Here is a 16766-nt window from a genome sequence, read left to right on the forward strand (position 1 = left end):
TGCCTTTTCGCGCTACGCTTTAAGCGAAAAGGTAGGTCGGAGCGCAATAAAATAAAAAACGCAGACTGCATTTGCAATATGCGAATGCAATCTGCGTTTGTAAATCAGCTCGCGCTAAATAACGTTTAGCGGCAGCGCTTTGTAAGTGGCGTCCATGGATCAAGCATTACAGGCTCTTGATCCAATACAGCTCGCGTTGCTTCATCAAGATACTTCTTGTTAATAATGATTTCGGTAACGTAGCGGTCAAACCACTGTGCGGATCCAACGTAATATCCGTCTTCGCCGTTATCTTTGCCCCAGCTGTTTTCAATCTTCCAGCGGTCTGGCTCGCCATCTTTGTTAAGATTTACGCCAGTAAAGGTCATTGCGTGGTTGCCTGGGCAATCCATGTATTCCAAGCCTTTAGCTTTGTCGAATGTAAACTCTACGTCGAATAGCTCGTCTACGCGCACAACTGCTGGGTCAAAGAAGCCCTCTTGCCTTAGCGAGAACTGCGTGCAATCGCAAGCAAACCAGATTGGGTGTCCGTCTTTTAGCTGATCCACAGCGGCTTTGCGGAACACTTCTAGCGCAACGTTTGCAAACTCCATTTCCTTCGTCTCAGCAACATTTGTGGTGTACTTAAGCTGGTAGAGCTTGTTGAACGGAGTGCGTTCCATTGGGGAGTTGCACAAGCTTACAAAGTCGTTTACGTCTACTGGCACGTACTTCTTTGCAAACTCGAGTGGCGTAATGCCATATTCGCAAATCATTGGGCGATCGTCTTTGCCGCTCTTTGGCTTTTCGCTGCCTTTATCGTCCTTCTTTTCGCTGCTCTTAGACTCGCTATTTTCGTCGCTCTTCTTATTGTCCTTCTTATCTTCGTCATCTTTAGTGCGCGCAAAGAAGTCGAAACGCTCTGGTGGCTCGCCAAGAGCGATTGCAGTCATGCGGTACACGGTTTCCAAGTCGCGAATCTTCATTTTTCGCAACTCTTCCATAGAAGCGCCATTCTTGTGTGCCTCGCGCAACTCGCATGCAAACTCGCGAAGCTTGCTGTTAATGTATTGCACGAAGGCCTCGGAATCGGTGGCGTTTTGCGAATCTGGGTATGCACTCTTTGGCATAAGTCCGTACTTGTTTACCAAGTTAACGAACATTTGCCACCAGCCGCCGTCGTCAATCGGGCCGTAGTTAATGTTTTCAAAGATTCGGCTATCTAGCGGCTCGTCTAGCGTTGATAAAACGTTTTCCAAGTATGCGTTTGCTTTTTCAATCTTGTCCCAGAAGAACAAGTAGCTTTCGGAAAACTCAAAGTCCTCTAAATTCCACTTATGCATAAGCTCGTAGCGCAAGGTGTTAAGTGCTGCAAACATCCAGCAACGCCCAGAATGTTGCTGATTTGTTATTGTTCCTTGCTTTAGCTCTATAGAAAAGTTGCGTGGCAGCGCGCGCTGACCCTGGTAGCTTGTTGCTGCTTTAAGAACGCCGCTGGATACAGAAGCGTTTGCCGCTACTCGATTTGCTCGCTGTTCGTTAAAATGCTTAGAATATTCGCGAACGTCGTTTAGTGTAACGGCTTTTACGTTTTCAGACATATATCTCCTTGCTTTGATTGTTTTGAAAGTAATGAATAAGTGTTATTGTAGCTTGCTCAATGCACGAGTCGCGTTTTGCGCGGCTTTAAGTGTTCGCGAGTGTTTGTGTTTCGTTTATGTAAAACATGTTATTTTTATGTGTTTATGGCGATTTACGCAACAAGTTTTCGTAAATTTTAAGTAATTTCGTTAAATATTTTGATATTTTGCCGATTTTATGTATTAATTTTGGTTAAGATTACTATTTATTACGTGTTATTGCATGTTTATTTTAGGTAATGTACATAGGTTAGCTAAAAATATACTAATTACACGTCCAAATTATTAGGGCTTACTTAAGTGTGCCTTAAGCACTTATGATTTGCCTTTTTGATTAGTGATTAAATGATGGCAGTGTGCAAGCGTAAGTTTGCAGTTACCAGATGGAGGTAACAATGTTTAGACGTAGAAAAGAGTCACAATGATACGATACATCGTTAAACGATGCCTGAATTATGTTGTGATGCTGTTTGTGTCCGTATCCATGACGTATTTCTTGGCAAGTGCATTTATGGATCCGCGATCGAACTATATGTCTAGGCATCCGCATCCACCAATTCCTTCGATTAACCGTTCTTTGGATTTGGCAAATATTAACGACCAAACTCCAGTTATTACAAGGTATTTGCGTTGGATTACTGGCGTTCTTACTCGTTGGGATTGGGGATTAAGCCCAGAGCAAGCGCCTGTTGGCCCTGCGATTGCAGCGCGTATCGGCGCATCGGTGCAGCTGGTTACTTGCGCAACTGTTCTTGGCATTGTTTTGGGTGTTAGCGTTGGCGTTTATACTGCTATTCGCCAATATAAGTGGCAAGACAGGGTTCTTAACTCTATTGCTACGTTCTTGCTTGTTGTTCCAGCCGCCGTGTTTGGCTTGCTTATTGTTTTAGCTGCGATTAGCATTAACAACGCTGCTGGTTCTCGTTTATTCTTTGTTACTGGATTACATTCCTACCAAGGCTCTAATCCTATTGCTTTTATTCTTGACTTCTTGCAGCATTTGATTTTGCCAACAATTGTTATGACCGTTCCTGGCATGGTTGGCTATCATTTAACCCAGCGCACCTATTTGCTCGACACTATGAATGCTGATTACGTTCGTACTGCTCGCGCTAAGGGTTTGCCTCTAAATGTGGCTATTCGTCGCCACGCTTTGCGTACTTCTTTGATTCCTACGGCCGTAGACGTTGCCTTCTCGATTGCAGGCGTGTTTACGGGTGCTGTGATTACCGAAACCGTGTTTGCAATTAACGGTTTGGGTAGCTACTTCGTACAAACTATTTCTAATAACGACATTAATGGTTCTGTTGCTATTGCTGCGTTCGGAGCCGTGTGTACTTTGGCTGGAGCCTTGTTGGCAGATATCTTCTCCGCTTGGCTTGATCCTCGTATTCGTTTGAGCTAATTGCGCAACAGTGTAGGTGTATTGATATGAGTAAAAAAGATGTATCTTCAAAGACTCAAGAGTCTGCTGCCGATAAAAAGGCAACTGCTAATTCTTGGGGTAATTTTAAGCGCACAGGCAAAATAACGCTTTATACGCGTCGCTTCTTTAGGCGTCCATCCGCTGTTGTTGGCTTGGTCTTGCTTGTGTTTTTGATTCTTCTTGCGCTGTTTGGCTCTAAGATTAGCAAGTGGGGCTACGACGAGCCTGATTTTACGGCTCTTGCAACTCCTCCTAGCGCCGAGCATTGGCTAGGAACTACGCCTGGCGGATCAGACATGTATGCAATGGTTGTTCGCGGACTTGGTCGCTCGCTTTCTATTGGTATTGTAAGCTCCATTTCGATTACGATTATTGCTGCTTTGGTTGGTACTGCTATCTCGTACTTTGAAGGCTGGTTTGAGCAGGTTGGCATGTGGGTTCTAGACATGCTTTTGATTGTTCCATCCTTCTTGCTTATTGCTTTGATTGTTAGCTCCGCTACTGGCGGCAACGACTGGCTGTGGCTTGCCTTTGGTATGACTTCCTTTGGCTGGATTGGCTATGCTCGTACGCTTAGAACTTTGACTTTGAGCTTGCGTGAACGTGAATATGTGCGTGCCGCTAAGTTTGAAGGCGTTTCTTCGTTCCGCATTATTGTTCGTCACCTTGTTCCAAACCTTGGTTCCGTTTTGATTATTAACACGGTTCTTGGTGTTATCGGCGCAATCAACGGCGAAACCGCATTAAGCTTCTTGGGTCTTGGTATTAAGGCTCCAGATACTTCTTTGGGTACTCTTCTTAACGTTGGTCAAAGTAGCGTTATGACGTCTCCTTGGGTTCTTTTGGTTCCATCGGCTGTTTTGGTTATTTTGACTTTCTCCGTTCAGCTTATTGGAGATGGCTTGCGCGATGCGATTGATCCATATTCTAGGTCTGTTGGCAAGGCCGAGTAAGGCTTGTTGGAGGTGTAAACATGACTGATATGGGTAATAACGCAATTAAGGAAGATTCTGCAATGGAAAATCAGAACAACGAACCACTTCTTTCTGTACGCAACTTGCAAGTCAGCTTTGCTTCGGAAGCTGGTACAGTTCACGCTGTTCGCGATATGAACTTTGATTTGTACCGCGGCAAGACCATTGGTATTGTTGGCGAGTCTGGATCTGGTAAGTCCGTTACTTCTTTGGCTGTTATGGGCTTGCTAGATAAGAACGCTTCGGTTAAGGGTTCTGTTGTTTATAAGGGCGAAGAGCTTTTAACAAAGTCTGATGCCGAAATGAGCAAGATTCGCGGTAAGAACATTGCAATGGTGTTCCAGGATCCTCTTTCTGCTTTAACTCCAGTGTTTTCTATTGGAGACCAGCTTAAGGAAGCTTTGGTTATTCATAATCCAAATATGACCGAAGAGCAGATTCGCGATCGCTCTATTGAACTTCTTAATTTGGTAGGTATTACTAAGCCAGCCGAGCGTTTAAAGGCGTTCCCTCACGAGTTTTCTGGCGGCATGCGTCAGCGCGTTATGATTGCAATGGCAATTGCTAACAACCCAGATATTATTATCGCCGATGAGCCTACTACCGCTTTGGATGTTACGATTCAGGCTCAAGTTTTGGATGTTTTGAAGAAGGCTCAGAAAGAAACTGGCGCCGCAATGATCTTCATTACTCACGATTTGGGCGTTATTGCTGGCGTTGCCGACGAAGTTATTGTTATGTATGCAGGTCATTTGGTTGAGCATAACAGCGTTGAGGAGATTTTTGCTCACCCAACTCAGCCATATACAATCGGCTTGCTTGGTGCTGTTCCGCGTGTTGATCAAAAGCGCACTCGCCGCTTAACTCCAATCTCTAAGCCAACAATGGATATGTTGATGGCAGAAGAAAAGAGTGGAGATACCAGCGATATGATGGGCCTTGAGGCAGAAAGCGAAACTGTTCGCGCGATGCTTCATGCGGAAACCGAAAAAACGATTAAGCCAATGTTTGAAGGCATTCCTCGCGAAGATCGCAAGGTTGTTTTGGATGTTAAGGGCTTAGTTAAAACATTCCCAATTACAGGTGGCGGTTTCTTGCGACGCAAGGTTGGCGAGGTTCGCGCTGTTGATGGCATTGATCTTGAGATTCGCGAAGGCGAAACTGTGGCTCTTGTTGGCGAGTCTGGTTCTGGTAAGTCAACTACTTTGATGGAAATCATGAGCTTAAAGAAGCCAGAAGCGGGCTCCATTACCGTCTTTGGCACCGAGCTTAACGATAAGTTGACTAACGAGCAGCGTCGCGAGCTTCGCTCTAAGATTCAGTACGTGTTCCAAGACCCTATGAGCTCTCTTGATCCTCGTATGCTTGTTTACGATATTTTGGCGGAGCCTCTTCACGTTCAAAAGAAGTCGAAGGAAGAGATTCGTCAGCGTATTGCAGAGCTTATGCAGCTTGTTGAGCTGAATCCAGACCAGGTTGATCGCTTCCCAACGCAGTTCTCTGGTGGCCAGCGTCAGCGTATTGCTATTGCTCGTGCTTTGGCTGTAAACCCTAAGCTGCTTCTTCTTGACGAGCCAGTTTCGGCTTTGGATGTTTCTATTCAGGCTGGAATTATCAACTTGCTTGAAGATTTGCAAGATAAGCTGGGCGTTGCCTACTTGTTTGTGGCTCACAACATGGCGGTTGTTCGTCATATTTCTAGCCGAATTGCTGTTATGTACCACGGACGCATTGTTGAATCTGGCGAGACGGACGAGGTGTTCGATAATCCTAAGCATCCGTACACTAAGGCTTTGATTAGCGCTGTGCCAATTCCAGATCCTGTTATTGAGAAGAATCGTAAGCGTATTATTCTCAACGAAGAAGATTCGTTTGATGACGTTGCAAGCGTCTGATTCTAATCTTTTGTGAATACGCCTAAACTTTTGTTTAGGGCAATTTTGATCGCGTGTGTTATGCAAGACACACGCGATTTTTTGTTACAAGCACATAAATTCTGAAAAAAGTAATATATTTTGTTTTTTAATCAAAATAAACTAAAAAATTTTCTGTTTTGCGGTTTTCTGTGTTTAATTTTCTTTTTTCTGGATTAAATCTTAAGTAACAAAAGTTTAAATTCAGCATTTGTTAAAAAAGTCGTAACACAAAATGTCAAAAGATTAGATATACTCTACACACATACCAGAAAGTGGACATCATTTCTGGGGAATGAGAGGAATCATGAAAAAAACTAATGCAGGTAAATTAACTGTATTCGCCGCAGCTGCGCTTTCTGTTGCAATGCTGCTCGGCGCTTGTGGTGGTACAACCGCCACTACGGCAGATAAAGCTAAGGGCGGAATGACCGAAGAGCCAGCCGCAGGTGTGGATACTTCCTACACTGGCGCTCTTCCAATGCCTAAGGTTGACAAGCGTTACGACAATCCACAGCCTCGTGACAATGTTAAGGATGGCGGTACTTACACGTTCTCGCTTTCCGACATGGGTCCAAACTGGAACTATGCTTCTAACGACGGTAACACCGCTTATATGGGCACTTTGTGGGGCTTCTACCAGCCATCGCTTTCTTATTACGATACCGTTAAGGGCGAGAAGGTTAAGTACAACCCTGATTACATTACTTCTGTTAAGAAGGTTAGCGACAAGCCACTCGTAGTTCAGTACGATTTGAACCCAAAGGCTAAGTGGAACGATGGTACAGACATCGATTACACTGCTTTCAAGGCTACTTGGGAAGTTATGAATGGCCAGAACGAAGCCTACTCTGTACCATCTCACGAGGGCTATGACTGCATTGAGTCCGTTGAGCAGGGTGCAACCCCTAAGCAGGTAATCGTTAAGTACAATAAGCCATGCGCAACTTGGGAATTGCTTTTCGCTCCATTGGTTCATCCAAAGGCAACCGATCCAGCGGTATTCAACCAGGGTTGGGTAAATAATCCTCACAACGAGTGGGGTGCAGGTCCATTCGAGATTCAGTCCGCAACCGAAGATCAGGTTGTTTTCGTGCGCAATCCAAAGTGGTGGGGCAAGAAGGCAAAGCTCGATAAGGTTGTTGTAAAGCGTATGGAAGATACCGCTGCAATGAACGCCTTCCAGAACGGCGAAATCGATTCCGTGGATTCCATCTCCACCAAGGATAAAGTTAAGGCTGCTCGTAGCGTTAAGGGCGCTCAGCTCCGTTACGGCTACAGCACCAAGATTCGTGTTATTAACTTAAACGCAAAGGCTGGCGCATTTAAGGATAAGGCCGTTCGTAAGGCCGTTGCTCAGGCATTCGACGTTGCAACCTACAACAAGATTCAGTTCCAGGGCATGAACTGGAAGAGCGAGCAGCCAGGTTCTGAGCTTCTCTCCATGTTCCAGGCTGGCTACAAGAACAACCTTCCAGCTGATGGTAAGTTCAACGTAGAAAACGCTAAGAAGACTCTTGAGGCCGCTGGCTACAAGATGGGCAAAGACGGTTACTACGCTAAGAATGGTAAGACCGTTCAGTTCTCATTCACCTTCTTCGGCGATGACTCCACTCAGGCAGCTCTTGCTAACGCATTCCAGGCCATGATGAAGAAGGCTGGCATGAAGTGCAAGACTGTAAACAAGCCTGCTTCTAAGTTCTCTAAGACTGTAACCTCCTTCGACTTCCAGGTTCTTCCAATGGCTTGGGTTTCCCCATCTCCATTGAGCTTCTTGGCAGCCGCTTCCCAGCTTTACGGTTCTAAGAGTGATTCCAACTTCACTGGCACTGGCAACAAGAAGATTGATGCCCTGCTCGCCAAGATTGGCAAGACCTACGATTACAAGGAACAGACTGCATTGAGCAACAAGGCTGAGTCCATGGCTTTCGCTGAGTATGGCACGCTCCCAGTTTCTGCTCCTCCAACCTACCAGGCATACAAGAAGGGCTTTGCTAACGGCGGTCCTGCTGGATATGCTAACGTTTTCGTTGAAAACATCGGTTGGCAGAAGTGAGTAAATTTGTAGCGATAACTCGCGCAAGTTTACTAAGCTGATTGCTTAACTTATAGCATGTGGCGTGTGGTCTTTGGCTGCACGCCACATGCTTTCGTGCGCTTTGACTGAGCTTGAAATCAACAGGATTTCAAGCTCCTTCAAAGCGTGATTTGGCTCAATTGTGAAGCACGGTGTGCTTCACATGCCAAATCAGCCGAACGGCTATGCCGTGAGGAATAAGCGCTCGCTATGAAACTCGCTCAACACCAAACAAGAGCTGTCGATTAAACTATAAATTTAAGATTAAGTCTCAAAAAACGAAGTCAAAAATAAGGGAGAATCTAGCGCATGTATGTAAATCCAAATAAACGCAAAGACGCAAGCAATGTGCGCTGGGTTTTGCAATATTGTAAGCCAGATATGTGGAGAGTAGGCGTATCGCTAGTTCTTTTTACTATAAACGACACAATGGCAATGACAATGCCGCTGCTTTCGGGCTTTATTGTAGACAAAGTCATTATTGGAAAACAGCATGATTTGCTTGCTTTTGTGTGCGTGCTAATGGTTGCAATGATGATTGTTCGCGTAGGCTCAAGGTATATCTACCAGCTTCTAATGGAAAAGTTTGGGCAGAATGCCGTGTATCGCCTTGTAAGCGACGAGTACGAAAAGCTGCATTCGCTTGACTTTACGTACTTTAATCACACGCGCACAGGCGACATTATGAGCCGCATGACTTCGGATACGGACGCGATTCGCCACATTTTAAGCTGGGTGTCTTATATGGCGCTGGATTGCTTAGTAATGTTTGTGTTTGCGCTAATTATAATGTTTTCAATCCAATGGCAGCTAGCTCTAGCGCTTATGGCAATTACACCATTTTTATTCTGGCTTGCAAAGCTTATGGGCAAGAACGCTAGGCCGAAATTCCTTGCGATTCGCGAATCATTTGCGCGCATGAATTCAATGGTGGAAGAAAACATTGAAGGTAATCGCGTTGTAAAAGCGTTTGTTCGCGAGCCTTTTGAAACAAAGAAATTCGACGATTGCAACGAAGACTACTTTAATCGCAATATTACACTTGCAAAAAACACGCAAAAATACATGCCATGGCTTGACGGCATGGGCTTTGCGCTAGAGCTTGTAACAGTAGGATTTGGCGGATGGCTTGTGCTTAATGGAAGCATGACTTTAGGTGCGTTTGTAACGTTTAACAGCTTCCTTTGGATGCTCCACATGCCAGTAAGAATGGTTGGATGGCTTATTAACGATTGGCAGAGATTCAACGCAGGATGCGTAAATATTCGTAAGCTTCTTACGCAAGAATCGCATATTGATTTGCCATCTACATCTGCGGAAAATCTTAAAGTTAAAGGGCGTGTAACTTTTGAACACGTTGATTTTGCGTTCCCAGACGATCTTGATTCCCCAATTTTAAGTGATATTGATTTAGATGTTCCAGCAGGCACAAAGCTTGGAATCTTAGGAGAAACGGGGTCTGGAAAGTCAACGCTTGTAAGTCTTATAGCGCGTTTTTATGACACTACGCGCGGCCGCGTTTTGATTGATGGAAAAGATGTGCGCGAATGGCCTCTAGAAACTGTTAGAAATCAAGTTAGCATAGTCGCGCAAGAAACATTTCTGTTTTCCGATACAATTGCAGGAAATATTAGCTTTGGATTGCCTCAAAACGAGGAAAATTGCAAAGAATTAGATAGCACGATTAGGCGCATGGCAAGAATCGCAGATGCAGACGATTTTATTATGAGCATGCCAGAAGGCTACGAAACTGTTGTAGGAGAACGAGGAGTTGGCCTTTCGGGCGGTCAAAAGCAGCGCTTAAGTCTTGCTCGCGCGCTAGCAAATAATCCCGCAGTCTTAATTATGGACGATACAACTTCTGCAGTAGACATGGAAACTGAGGAGCATATTCAAAAAGAGCTAAAAAAGTTAGACGGCTTGCGAACAGTAATCACAATTGCGCACAGAATCTCATCTGTTAAAGACGCAGACATGATTGTTGTGCTAGATCACGGCAAAATCGTAGAGCGCGGAACGCACGAGCAGCTTGTTGCGTCGCATGGAAGATATTGGGAAATCTACAAAAAGCAGCTTGGTATGCAAACGGGCAAAGCTTTGGGATTTGAAGATTCACACGAGGCTAAGGGGGAGTAGAATGGCGCAACGCAACACTTATAGAGAAGACGAAAGCCAAGAAGAGCACGTAAATCTGCACGAGCTGATGCGCGTTCGCAAATATATAAAGCCGTACGTATGGCAGTTAGTCAAAATAGTTTTAGTTGTTATTAGCGGAAGCTGCATTATGACAGTAACTCCAATGATTACAAAAACACTTATAGACGTAGTTTTGCCTAATAAAAACGTCTCTTATTTGTATGCGCTTATTGCATTGTTTGGCGTACTTATTGTGTTGTATGAGCTTGGGTTAGCCTACAGAACGCTTGCAATTACGCGACTTGGTCAAATGGTAATTAAAGATATGCGCCGCGATATTTTTACGCATGTGCAATCGTTATCGTTTGATTACTTCGATTCGCGCCCACACGGCAAGATTTTGATTCGCATAGTAAACTACATTAATACGCTTTCCGACACGCTTTCTTCTGGTTTAATCAACGTATTTTCCGATGTTTTTGTGCTAATCATTACGCTAATCGCAATGTTTGCTATGGATTGGCGAATGGCGTTGTGGAGTCTTGTATTATTCCCAGTTTTTATAATCTGGACTCGCACTTTGCAGATTTTGCAACGAAAAGCGTCTAAAAAACTATCAAATAAGCAAAGCAATCTTAACGCATATTTGCACGAATCAATCGCAGGCGTAAAAACCACTCAGACTTTTGCGCGAGAATCGGAGCAGTATGCCACATTCCAAGAGCAGCAGTCGGGAGTTAGAAAAGCCTGGATGCAAAACGTTAGAGTGCAAATGCTGCTTTGGCCTGGAGCTTCTATTATTGAAAGCGCAGCAATCGCGCTTCTCTACTATGTTGGCATAACAAACGCGAGCAGTATGAACATAAGCACGGGTACGCTTATAGCATTTGTGTGGTATTCAAGCACTTTCTGGGAGCCAGTTGTAAATATTGGTAACTTCTACACGCAACTTGTAACATGCTCAGTGTATTTGGAGCGTATTTTTGAGACTCTAAGCATTAAGCCAAATATTGTAGATAAGCCAGATGCAAAAGAATTGCCGAAAATTAAAGGCAAGGTTGACGTAAACGACGTTGTTTTTCGCTACGAAGAGGGCGGAAAGCCGATTTTGAATTTAGTTGACTTGCACGTTAAGCCTGGAACTACGGTTGCTCTTGTAGGCCCTACTGGGGCTGGCAAAACAACGCTTGTAAGTCTTCTTTCTAGATTCTACGACGTTTCCGAAGGCTCAATCACAATTGATGGCTACGATGTGCGTTCAATAACGTTAGCATCTTTGCGAAAGCAAATGGGCGTTATGCTTCAAGACAGCTTTATATTTAGCGGAACTGTTAAAGAAAACATTAGATACGGCAAGCTTGATGCAACGGATGAGGAGATTGAGGCTGCAGCTCGAGTAGTTCACGCGCACGAGTTTATTGAAGAATTGCCAAATGGCTACGATACTAAGATTGAAGAGCGAGGAGCTACTCTTTCTGCAGGCCAAAGGCAGCTTATATCGTTTGCGCGCGTGCTTTTGGCAGATCCGCGAATTTTAATCCTAGACGAGGCAACAAGCAATATAGATACTCGTACAGAAGAAGCTTTGCAAGCAGGATTAGCTCAATTGCTTAAAAATCGTACTTCTTTTGTGATTGCACACAGGCTTTCTACAATCGAGAATGCGGATTTGATTTGCGTGATTGACCATGGGCAAATCGTGGAGCGCGGAAGTCATGAGCAACTTATGGCACAAAAGGGCGCATACTACAGGCTTGTGGAATCGCAGTATGCTGCGATTAGTGCTGCGATTGGTTAAGCGCAAAAAGTCACATTGTAAGTCGCGTTAAATATGCGACTACACTTGTAAATCATGAGTAAGCATCATCGCGAACACAATTGGGCGCCTTCTTTAACAGAGCAGTCCCAAGTATGGCAGAATCTAATTAAAGAAGGCATAACAATCGCAGACGACCACACGCATATGCTAAGCGTAGTGGATTTTGCAAAAAACCTTAATCAAGAATTAGCGCAAAAAGGTCGAGATTTAATAGCCGAACCTAATGCAAGCGATTTAGTAAATAGCGCAAAAGCATCAGGCGTTTCTAAAATGATTGAAGTTGGCTGCGAATACCCAGATTGGCAGCCCACAATAGACTTTGCGGCGGCTCACGCAGATTGCGTGCGTGCTGCAATAGCTATTCACCCAAACGAAGCGCCTCTACACGGCCATAGAGGAGCAGAAGGGCCAGACGGCTTGCCAGTAGTTTATAAGCCGTATCACGATATTCCATTTGACGAAGCGATGCAACACTTGCGCTCGCTAGTTGTAGATAACGCAGAAGAAGTAGTGGCGATTGGAGAGACGGGATTGGACTATTTTCGTACGGGCGAACGCGCAAGAATTTACCAACGCGACTCATTCCGCGCGCATATAGCGCTTGCAAAAGAGCTTAATTTGCCGCTTCAAATTCACGATAGAGATGCGCATAGCGATGTTGTAGAAATTTTGCTAAAAGACGGAGCGCCAGAGCGAACAGTTTTCCACAGCTATTCTGGCGGAAAAGACTTAGCTCAAGTGTTAAAAGAAAACGGATGGTACGCAAGTTTTTCTGGAACGATTAGCTATAAGGGAAATGAGGATTTGCGCGAATCGGCCAGAATTATAGGCAAAGAGCACATAACTGTAGAAACAGATGCGCCGTACCTTACGCCGATGCCTTACCGCGGGCGGCCTAACGCGCCGTATATGGTGCCTTACACTCTTGAATCGTTAGCAACCGCGCTTGACTGTTCTTTGCAAGAAGTAGCAAAGTCAACCTTAAAAACAACGCAAGAAGTCTATGGGTTTTAAGAAGTCTATGGTTTTTAAAAAGTCTATGGTTTTTAACATTTAGGCATTAATCGCGCTTAAATCAGCCCTTATTTTTCAAGGATTCTGAGTCAATTTTGCGCTATATATCTGTTGTTGTATACAATATTTAGGTATAAATAAATAAAACTGTAAGCAGTAAGACCGTATGCGACTTCTTATTATGGCAGATTATGCAAGAAGCGGTTTTACTTTTTGGAGGAAAAATCAAGCATGACTAAGTCACGCGTTTCAGCGTTATCTGGCGATAATGCTAAAGATTTTCGCAACGTGGCAAAGGAATCTGAGAAAGCCGCTAAGGGCATAACAAACCCTAAAGAGGCGATTCTAAAGGCCGCTTCTTTTACAAAGGCACCAAAGGTTTCTCAGAAAACCACCACTCGCGAAGAACGAGAGGCGTTGGCGTATCAGCAGGCAAAAGAGGTTAAAGAAGCCGAAAAGCTTGCGGATAGTGCGGTTAGAGGTCCACTTGGAAGATTGTGGGCAAAGATACAAACCAGCTCCGATAAATTCACTTTAGGAATGTCAATAGTGGCATTGGGCGTTGTGTATGGAGATATTGGAACATCTCCTTTATACACCGCTCAAACATTCTTGGCTGGCCAAGGTGGGTTGCAAAACATTAGTCGCGAAGCAGTTTACGGAATGCTTTCCCTTGTGTTTTGGTCAATTACGCTAATCACAACTGTAAAATACGTGTTTGTGGCAATGCGCACAGACAACAAGGGCGAAGGCGGAATTTTTGCGCTCTACTCGCTTCTTAGGCGAAAAGGCGCATGGCTTGCGATTCCAGCAATGATTGGCGGCGCAGCGTTCCTTGCGGATTCTGTTTTAACTCCAGCAGTTTCAATATCTTCCGCAGTAGAAGGCTTGCGCACAATATCTGCGTTTAGGCCTATCTTCTTAGAAAACGACAATCTTTCTTTAATGATCACAGTAATTATTATTGTGATTCTGTTTTCTGTTCAACAGCGCGGAACCGAAAGAATTGGAAAAGTTTTCGGCATAGTCGTTATGATTTGGTTCGGATTCCTAGCGCTTGTTGGAATCATGAATATTGGCGAAAATCTGGCGATTTTTGAGGCTTTGAACCCAATTTACGGATTAAAGTTCTTATTCAGCTCGCACAATATGCAAGGAATGGCCTTAATGGGCATTATCTTCCTTTCTACAACTGGTGCGGAAGCTTTGTACTCTGATATGGGTCACGTTGGTCGTGGAAACGTTTATGTTACTTGGCCGTTTATTAAAGTGGCGCTTATTCTAAACTACTTTGGCCAAGGCAGCTGGATGCTTCAGCATCAAAATAATAAAGCATTGTGGTCTATAGAAGGCTTAAACCCGTTCTTCCAGATGCTAAGCCCGAATTTACGTTACGTTGCCGTTGTGCTTTCTGTAACAGCTGGCATTATTGCATCCCAGGCTTTGATTACTGGTGCTTTTACTATGGTTTCGGAAGCTACCAGCCTTAACTGGATGCCTCATCTTCAGGTGCGATACCCTGCGCGAACTCGCGGTCAGCTTTATATTCCTGTTGTTAATTTTGTGCTTTGCCTTGCCACGCTTACAGTTTTGGCTGTGTTTAAGGATTCTGAGCATATTTCGGGGGCGTACGGTCTTGCTCTTACGCTTACCATGATTGCCACAACAATACTTCTTACGGTTCACATGTGGTATCAAAATAAGAAGCTTGGCGCCTTAGTATTTGCTGTAGTCTTCCTGATTATTGAGATTTTGTTCTTTATAGCTTCTATGGCAAAGTTTATGCACGGCGGCTGGTTTACCATGCTTCTTGGTGCTTCGATTTTGATTATTATGCTCACTTGGAAAGATGGCACTAAGATTGAGCGCTCGCAGCGATTGCACATGAAGCCTAAGGACTTTTTGCCTGTTCTAGATAAGTTACACAGCGATTTTAGAATCCCTTATTTTGCAGACAATATTGTGTATTTGACTTCCGATAAGGAGATGAAGCGTCTAGATACTGGTATTTTCTTCTCGATTTTTGCGGATCATCCTAAGCGCGCTCGCGCGTGGTGGGCTGTTTCTGTAGAAACTGATGACGCTCCGTTTACTCGCGAATATTGCGTGGAGAATTTTGGCACGGACTATTTGTTCCGCGTTAAAATCAAGCTTGGATTTAAGGTTTCTCCTTCGATTCCTGCATATTTGCATCAGATTATGCATGATTTGTCGCATACGGGCGAGCTGCCGCAGCAGCAGTCTGTGTACCCTAAGGTAGATGCGGATCCAGATATTGGCCCAATTCGTTACGTTCTTTTGCACAAGGCGTTAATGCCTGAGTCGAATATTTCTTTGCGTGGCGCGTTATCGCTAAAGATGAAGTATGCGATTCGTCATATTGCTGGAACGCCAGTTAAGTGGTTTGGTTTAGCTCCATACAATCCGATTGTAGAAGTTCAGCCATTGTTTGTTTCTACTCGTAGGCCTCCGCGATTAAAGCGAGAAGAGGTTGCTGCTTCTAGAGCTGTTCAGTCTTTGCAAGGCAATGATGTTGTAGCGCAAGCTGCTGTTGACGCCGAGCAAACTACGATTATGAACGCTAGAGATATTGCTGCGGCAAATGTTTCTGGAGAAGGTAAGTCTGAGAAGTCTGAGAAGTCTGGAAGCAAGTCCGAAAATAAAGAGACTAAGGAATCTAAAATATCTAATACTGGCAAAATCGCTAGAATAGATACTGGTCAGATTAAAGCAGTTAAAAAATAATTAAAACCCGAATTATTGCTTTATTGCTTTATTGCTAATCGGCCGTTTGTGTTGGCTTGCGTATGCGCTTATGTTTGCTTGTGCGCTTGCTTTCAATAAACGGCCGTTTTGCAATTGAGTGGGTTTAAGGAGTGCGATTATTATGCTTGCAAATATTCCTGATTTTAATACGATTGAAAAGCTGCATCGCGCTGCCTCGCCTAGCGAAGACGCTTATAATCTTATTCATTGCCATTGTGTTGTTATTGCTACGATTTCTTGGATGCTTGCGCGGCGTCAAAATCAGTTGTTGGCTTTTAAGCAGCTTAATTTGAGTGGGGATTTTGGGGATTTTGCGGATTTTGCGGATTTTGCGGATGAATCGCAAGCTGCTGTTGAGCAAATTATGCTTCGTCAAATGTCTAAAATCAATGAAGATTTAAAGAACAGGTGTGATTTAGCAAAGTCTTGTCTTAAAGAATTGATTGGCATAAATCCGCTAGAGCTTCCTAAAGTTAGCGGTGGAATTGCGCCAAGCGATTATGTAGATGAGTATGCGGCGTTTGCTGGCGGATTGTTGCACGATATTGGAACGTATTTTGTTTTAGCTAAAGACGGTTCGAAGGCAGCGAATGGAAAGTTGGAGTTTGACGGGCCGAATTACATTTTGCATGGTTTGCGTGGATACAGATATTTGATTGAGCATGGTTTTAGCGAGGATGCTGCTCAGTTTGCACGCAATCATACTGGCGTTGGGTTGACTAGTGAGCAAGTTGCCCTGCAAAATCTGCCGCTTCCTGCTGGCGATTATATTCCGCGTACAGTTGAGCAAGAAATTGTGATGGTTGCAGATAAGTACAACAGTAAGTCGATTCCGCCGCGATTTTTAACGGTTGATACTTATAAGCGTAAGGCTGCGCGCTTTGGCGAAGAGAACGCAAAACGTTGGATGTGCTTGGTTAATAAATACGGTAGACCGAGTGTTTGCAAGCTTGCAGATCTTTTTGGACTTAAGGTTGATTAGTTGCCGTGTTTTCAACACGCCGATGTTTTGGCTTTGTTTC

10 protein-coding genes are annotated in these 16766 nt (G+C 44.3%); 9 read left to right on the forward strand and 1 reads right to left on the reverse strand.

The features are described from left to right. Positions 1–125: 125 nt before the first annotated feature. Complete coding sequence (locus HMPREF3216_RS05215) at positions 126–1580, reverse strand: C1 family peptidase (RefSeq protein ID WP_060787251.1); 1455 nt, start codon at positions 1578–1580, stop codon at positions 126–128. Positions 1581–2040: 460 nt separating this feature from the next. On the opposite strand from HMPREF3216_RS05215, the gene HMPREF3216_RS05220 reads away from it, so the two are divergent. From HMPREF3216_RS05220 to HMPREF3216_RS05260, 9 genes are all read left to right on the forward strand, one after another. Continuing rightward, on the forward strand, positions 2041–3024 hold the full coding sequence (locus HMPREF3216_RS05220) for an ABC transporter permease (protein WP_032815600.1): 984 nt from the start codon (positions 2041–2043) through the stop codon (positions 3022–3024). 26 nt (positions 3025–3050) lie between these two features. Beyond that, a complete protein-coding gene (locus HMPREF3216_RS05225) occupies positions 3051–3998 on the forward strand; it encodes an ABC transporter permease (protein WP_060787252.1) in 948 nt (315 codons plus the stop codon). 20 nt (positions 3999–4018) lie between these two features. Further along, positions 4019–5914 (forward strand): ABC transporter ATP-binding protein, encoded by a 1896-nt coding sequence (locus tag HMPREF3216_RS05230; RefSeq protein WP_060787253.1) that lies wholly within the window; start codon positions 4019–4021, stop codon positions 5912–5914. A gap of 325 nt (positions 5915–6239) precedes the next feature. Further along, complete coding sequence (locus tag HMPREF3216_RS05235; RefSeq protein ID WP_060787254.1) at positions 6240–7988, forward strand: ABC transporter family substrate-binding protein; 1749 nt, start codon at positions 6240–6242, stop codon at positions 7986–7988. Positions 7989–8318: 330 nt separating this feature from the next. Next, positions 8319–10145: an ABC transporter ATP-binding protein gene (locus HMPREF3216_RS05240; RefSeq protein WP_060787255.1), complete on the forward strand. Its 1827-nt coding sequence runs from the start codon at positions 8319–8321 to the stop codon at positions 10143–10145. Position 10146: 1 nt separating this feature from the next. Further along, complete coding sequence (locus HMPREF3216_RS05245) at positions 10147–11943, forward strand: ABC transporter ATP-binding protein (RefSeq protein WP_060787256.1); 1797 nt, start codon at positions 10147–10149, stop codon at positions 11941–11943. A 54-nt stretch (positions 11944–11997) separates the two neighbouring features. Then, a complete protein-coding gene (locus tag HMPREF3216_RS05250) occupies positions 11998–12978 on the forward strand; it encodes a TatD family hydrolase (RefSeq protein ID WP_060787257.1) in 981 nt (326 codons plus the stop codon). Between the two features lie 231 nt (positions 12979–13209). Beyond that, positions 13210–15723, forward strand: coding sequence for a KUP/HAK/KT family potassium transporter (locus HMPREF3216_RS05255; RefSeq protein WP_060787258.1), 2514 nt, complete (start codon positions 13210–13212; stop codon positions 15721–15723). Between the two features lie 142 nt (positions 15724–15865). Further along, entirely contained in the window at positions 15866–16726 is an 861-nt protein-coding gene (locus HMPREF3216_RS05260; RefSeq protein ID WP_060787259.1) for an HD domain-containing protein, read from the forward strand. Positions 16727–16766: the final 40 nt, after the last annotated feature.

It is taken from the genome of Gardnerella vaginalis (assembly GCF_001546455.1).
GTDB lineage: Bacteria > Actinomycetota > Actinomycetes > Actinomycetales > Bifidobacteriaceae > Bifidobacterium > Bifidobacterium vaginale_B.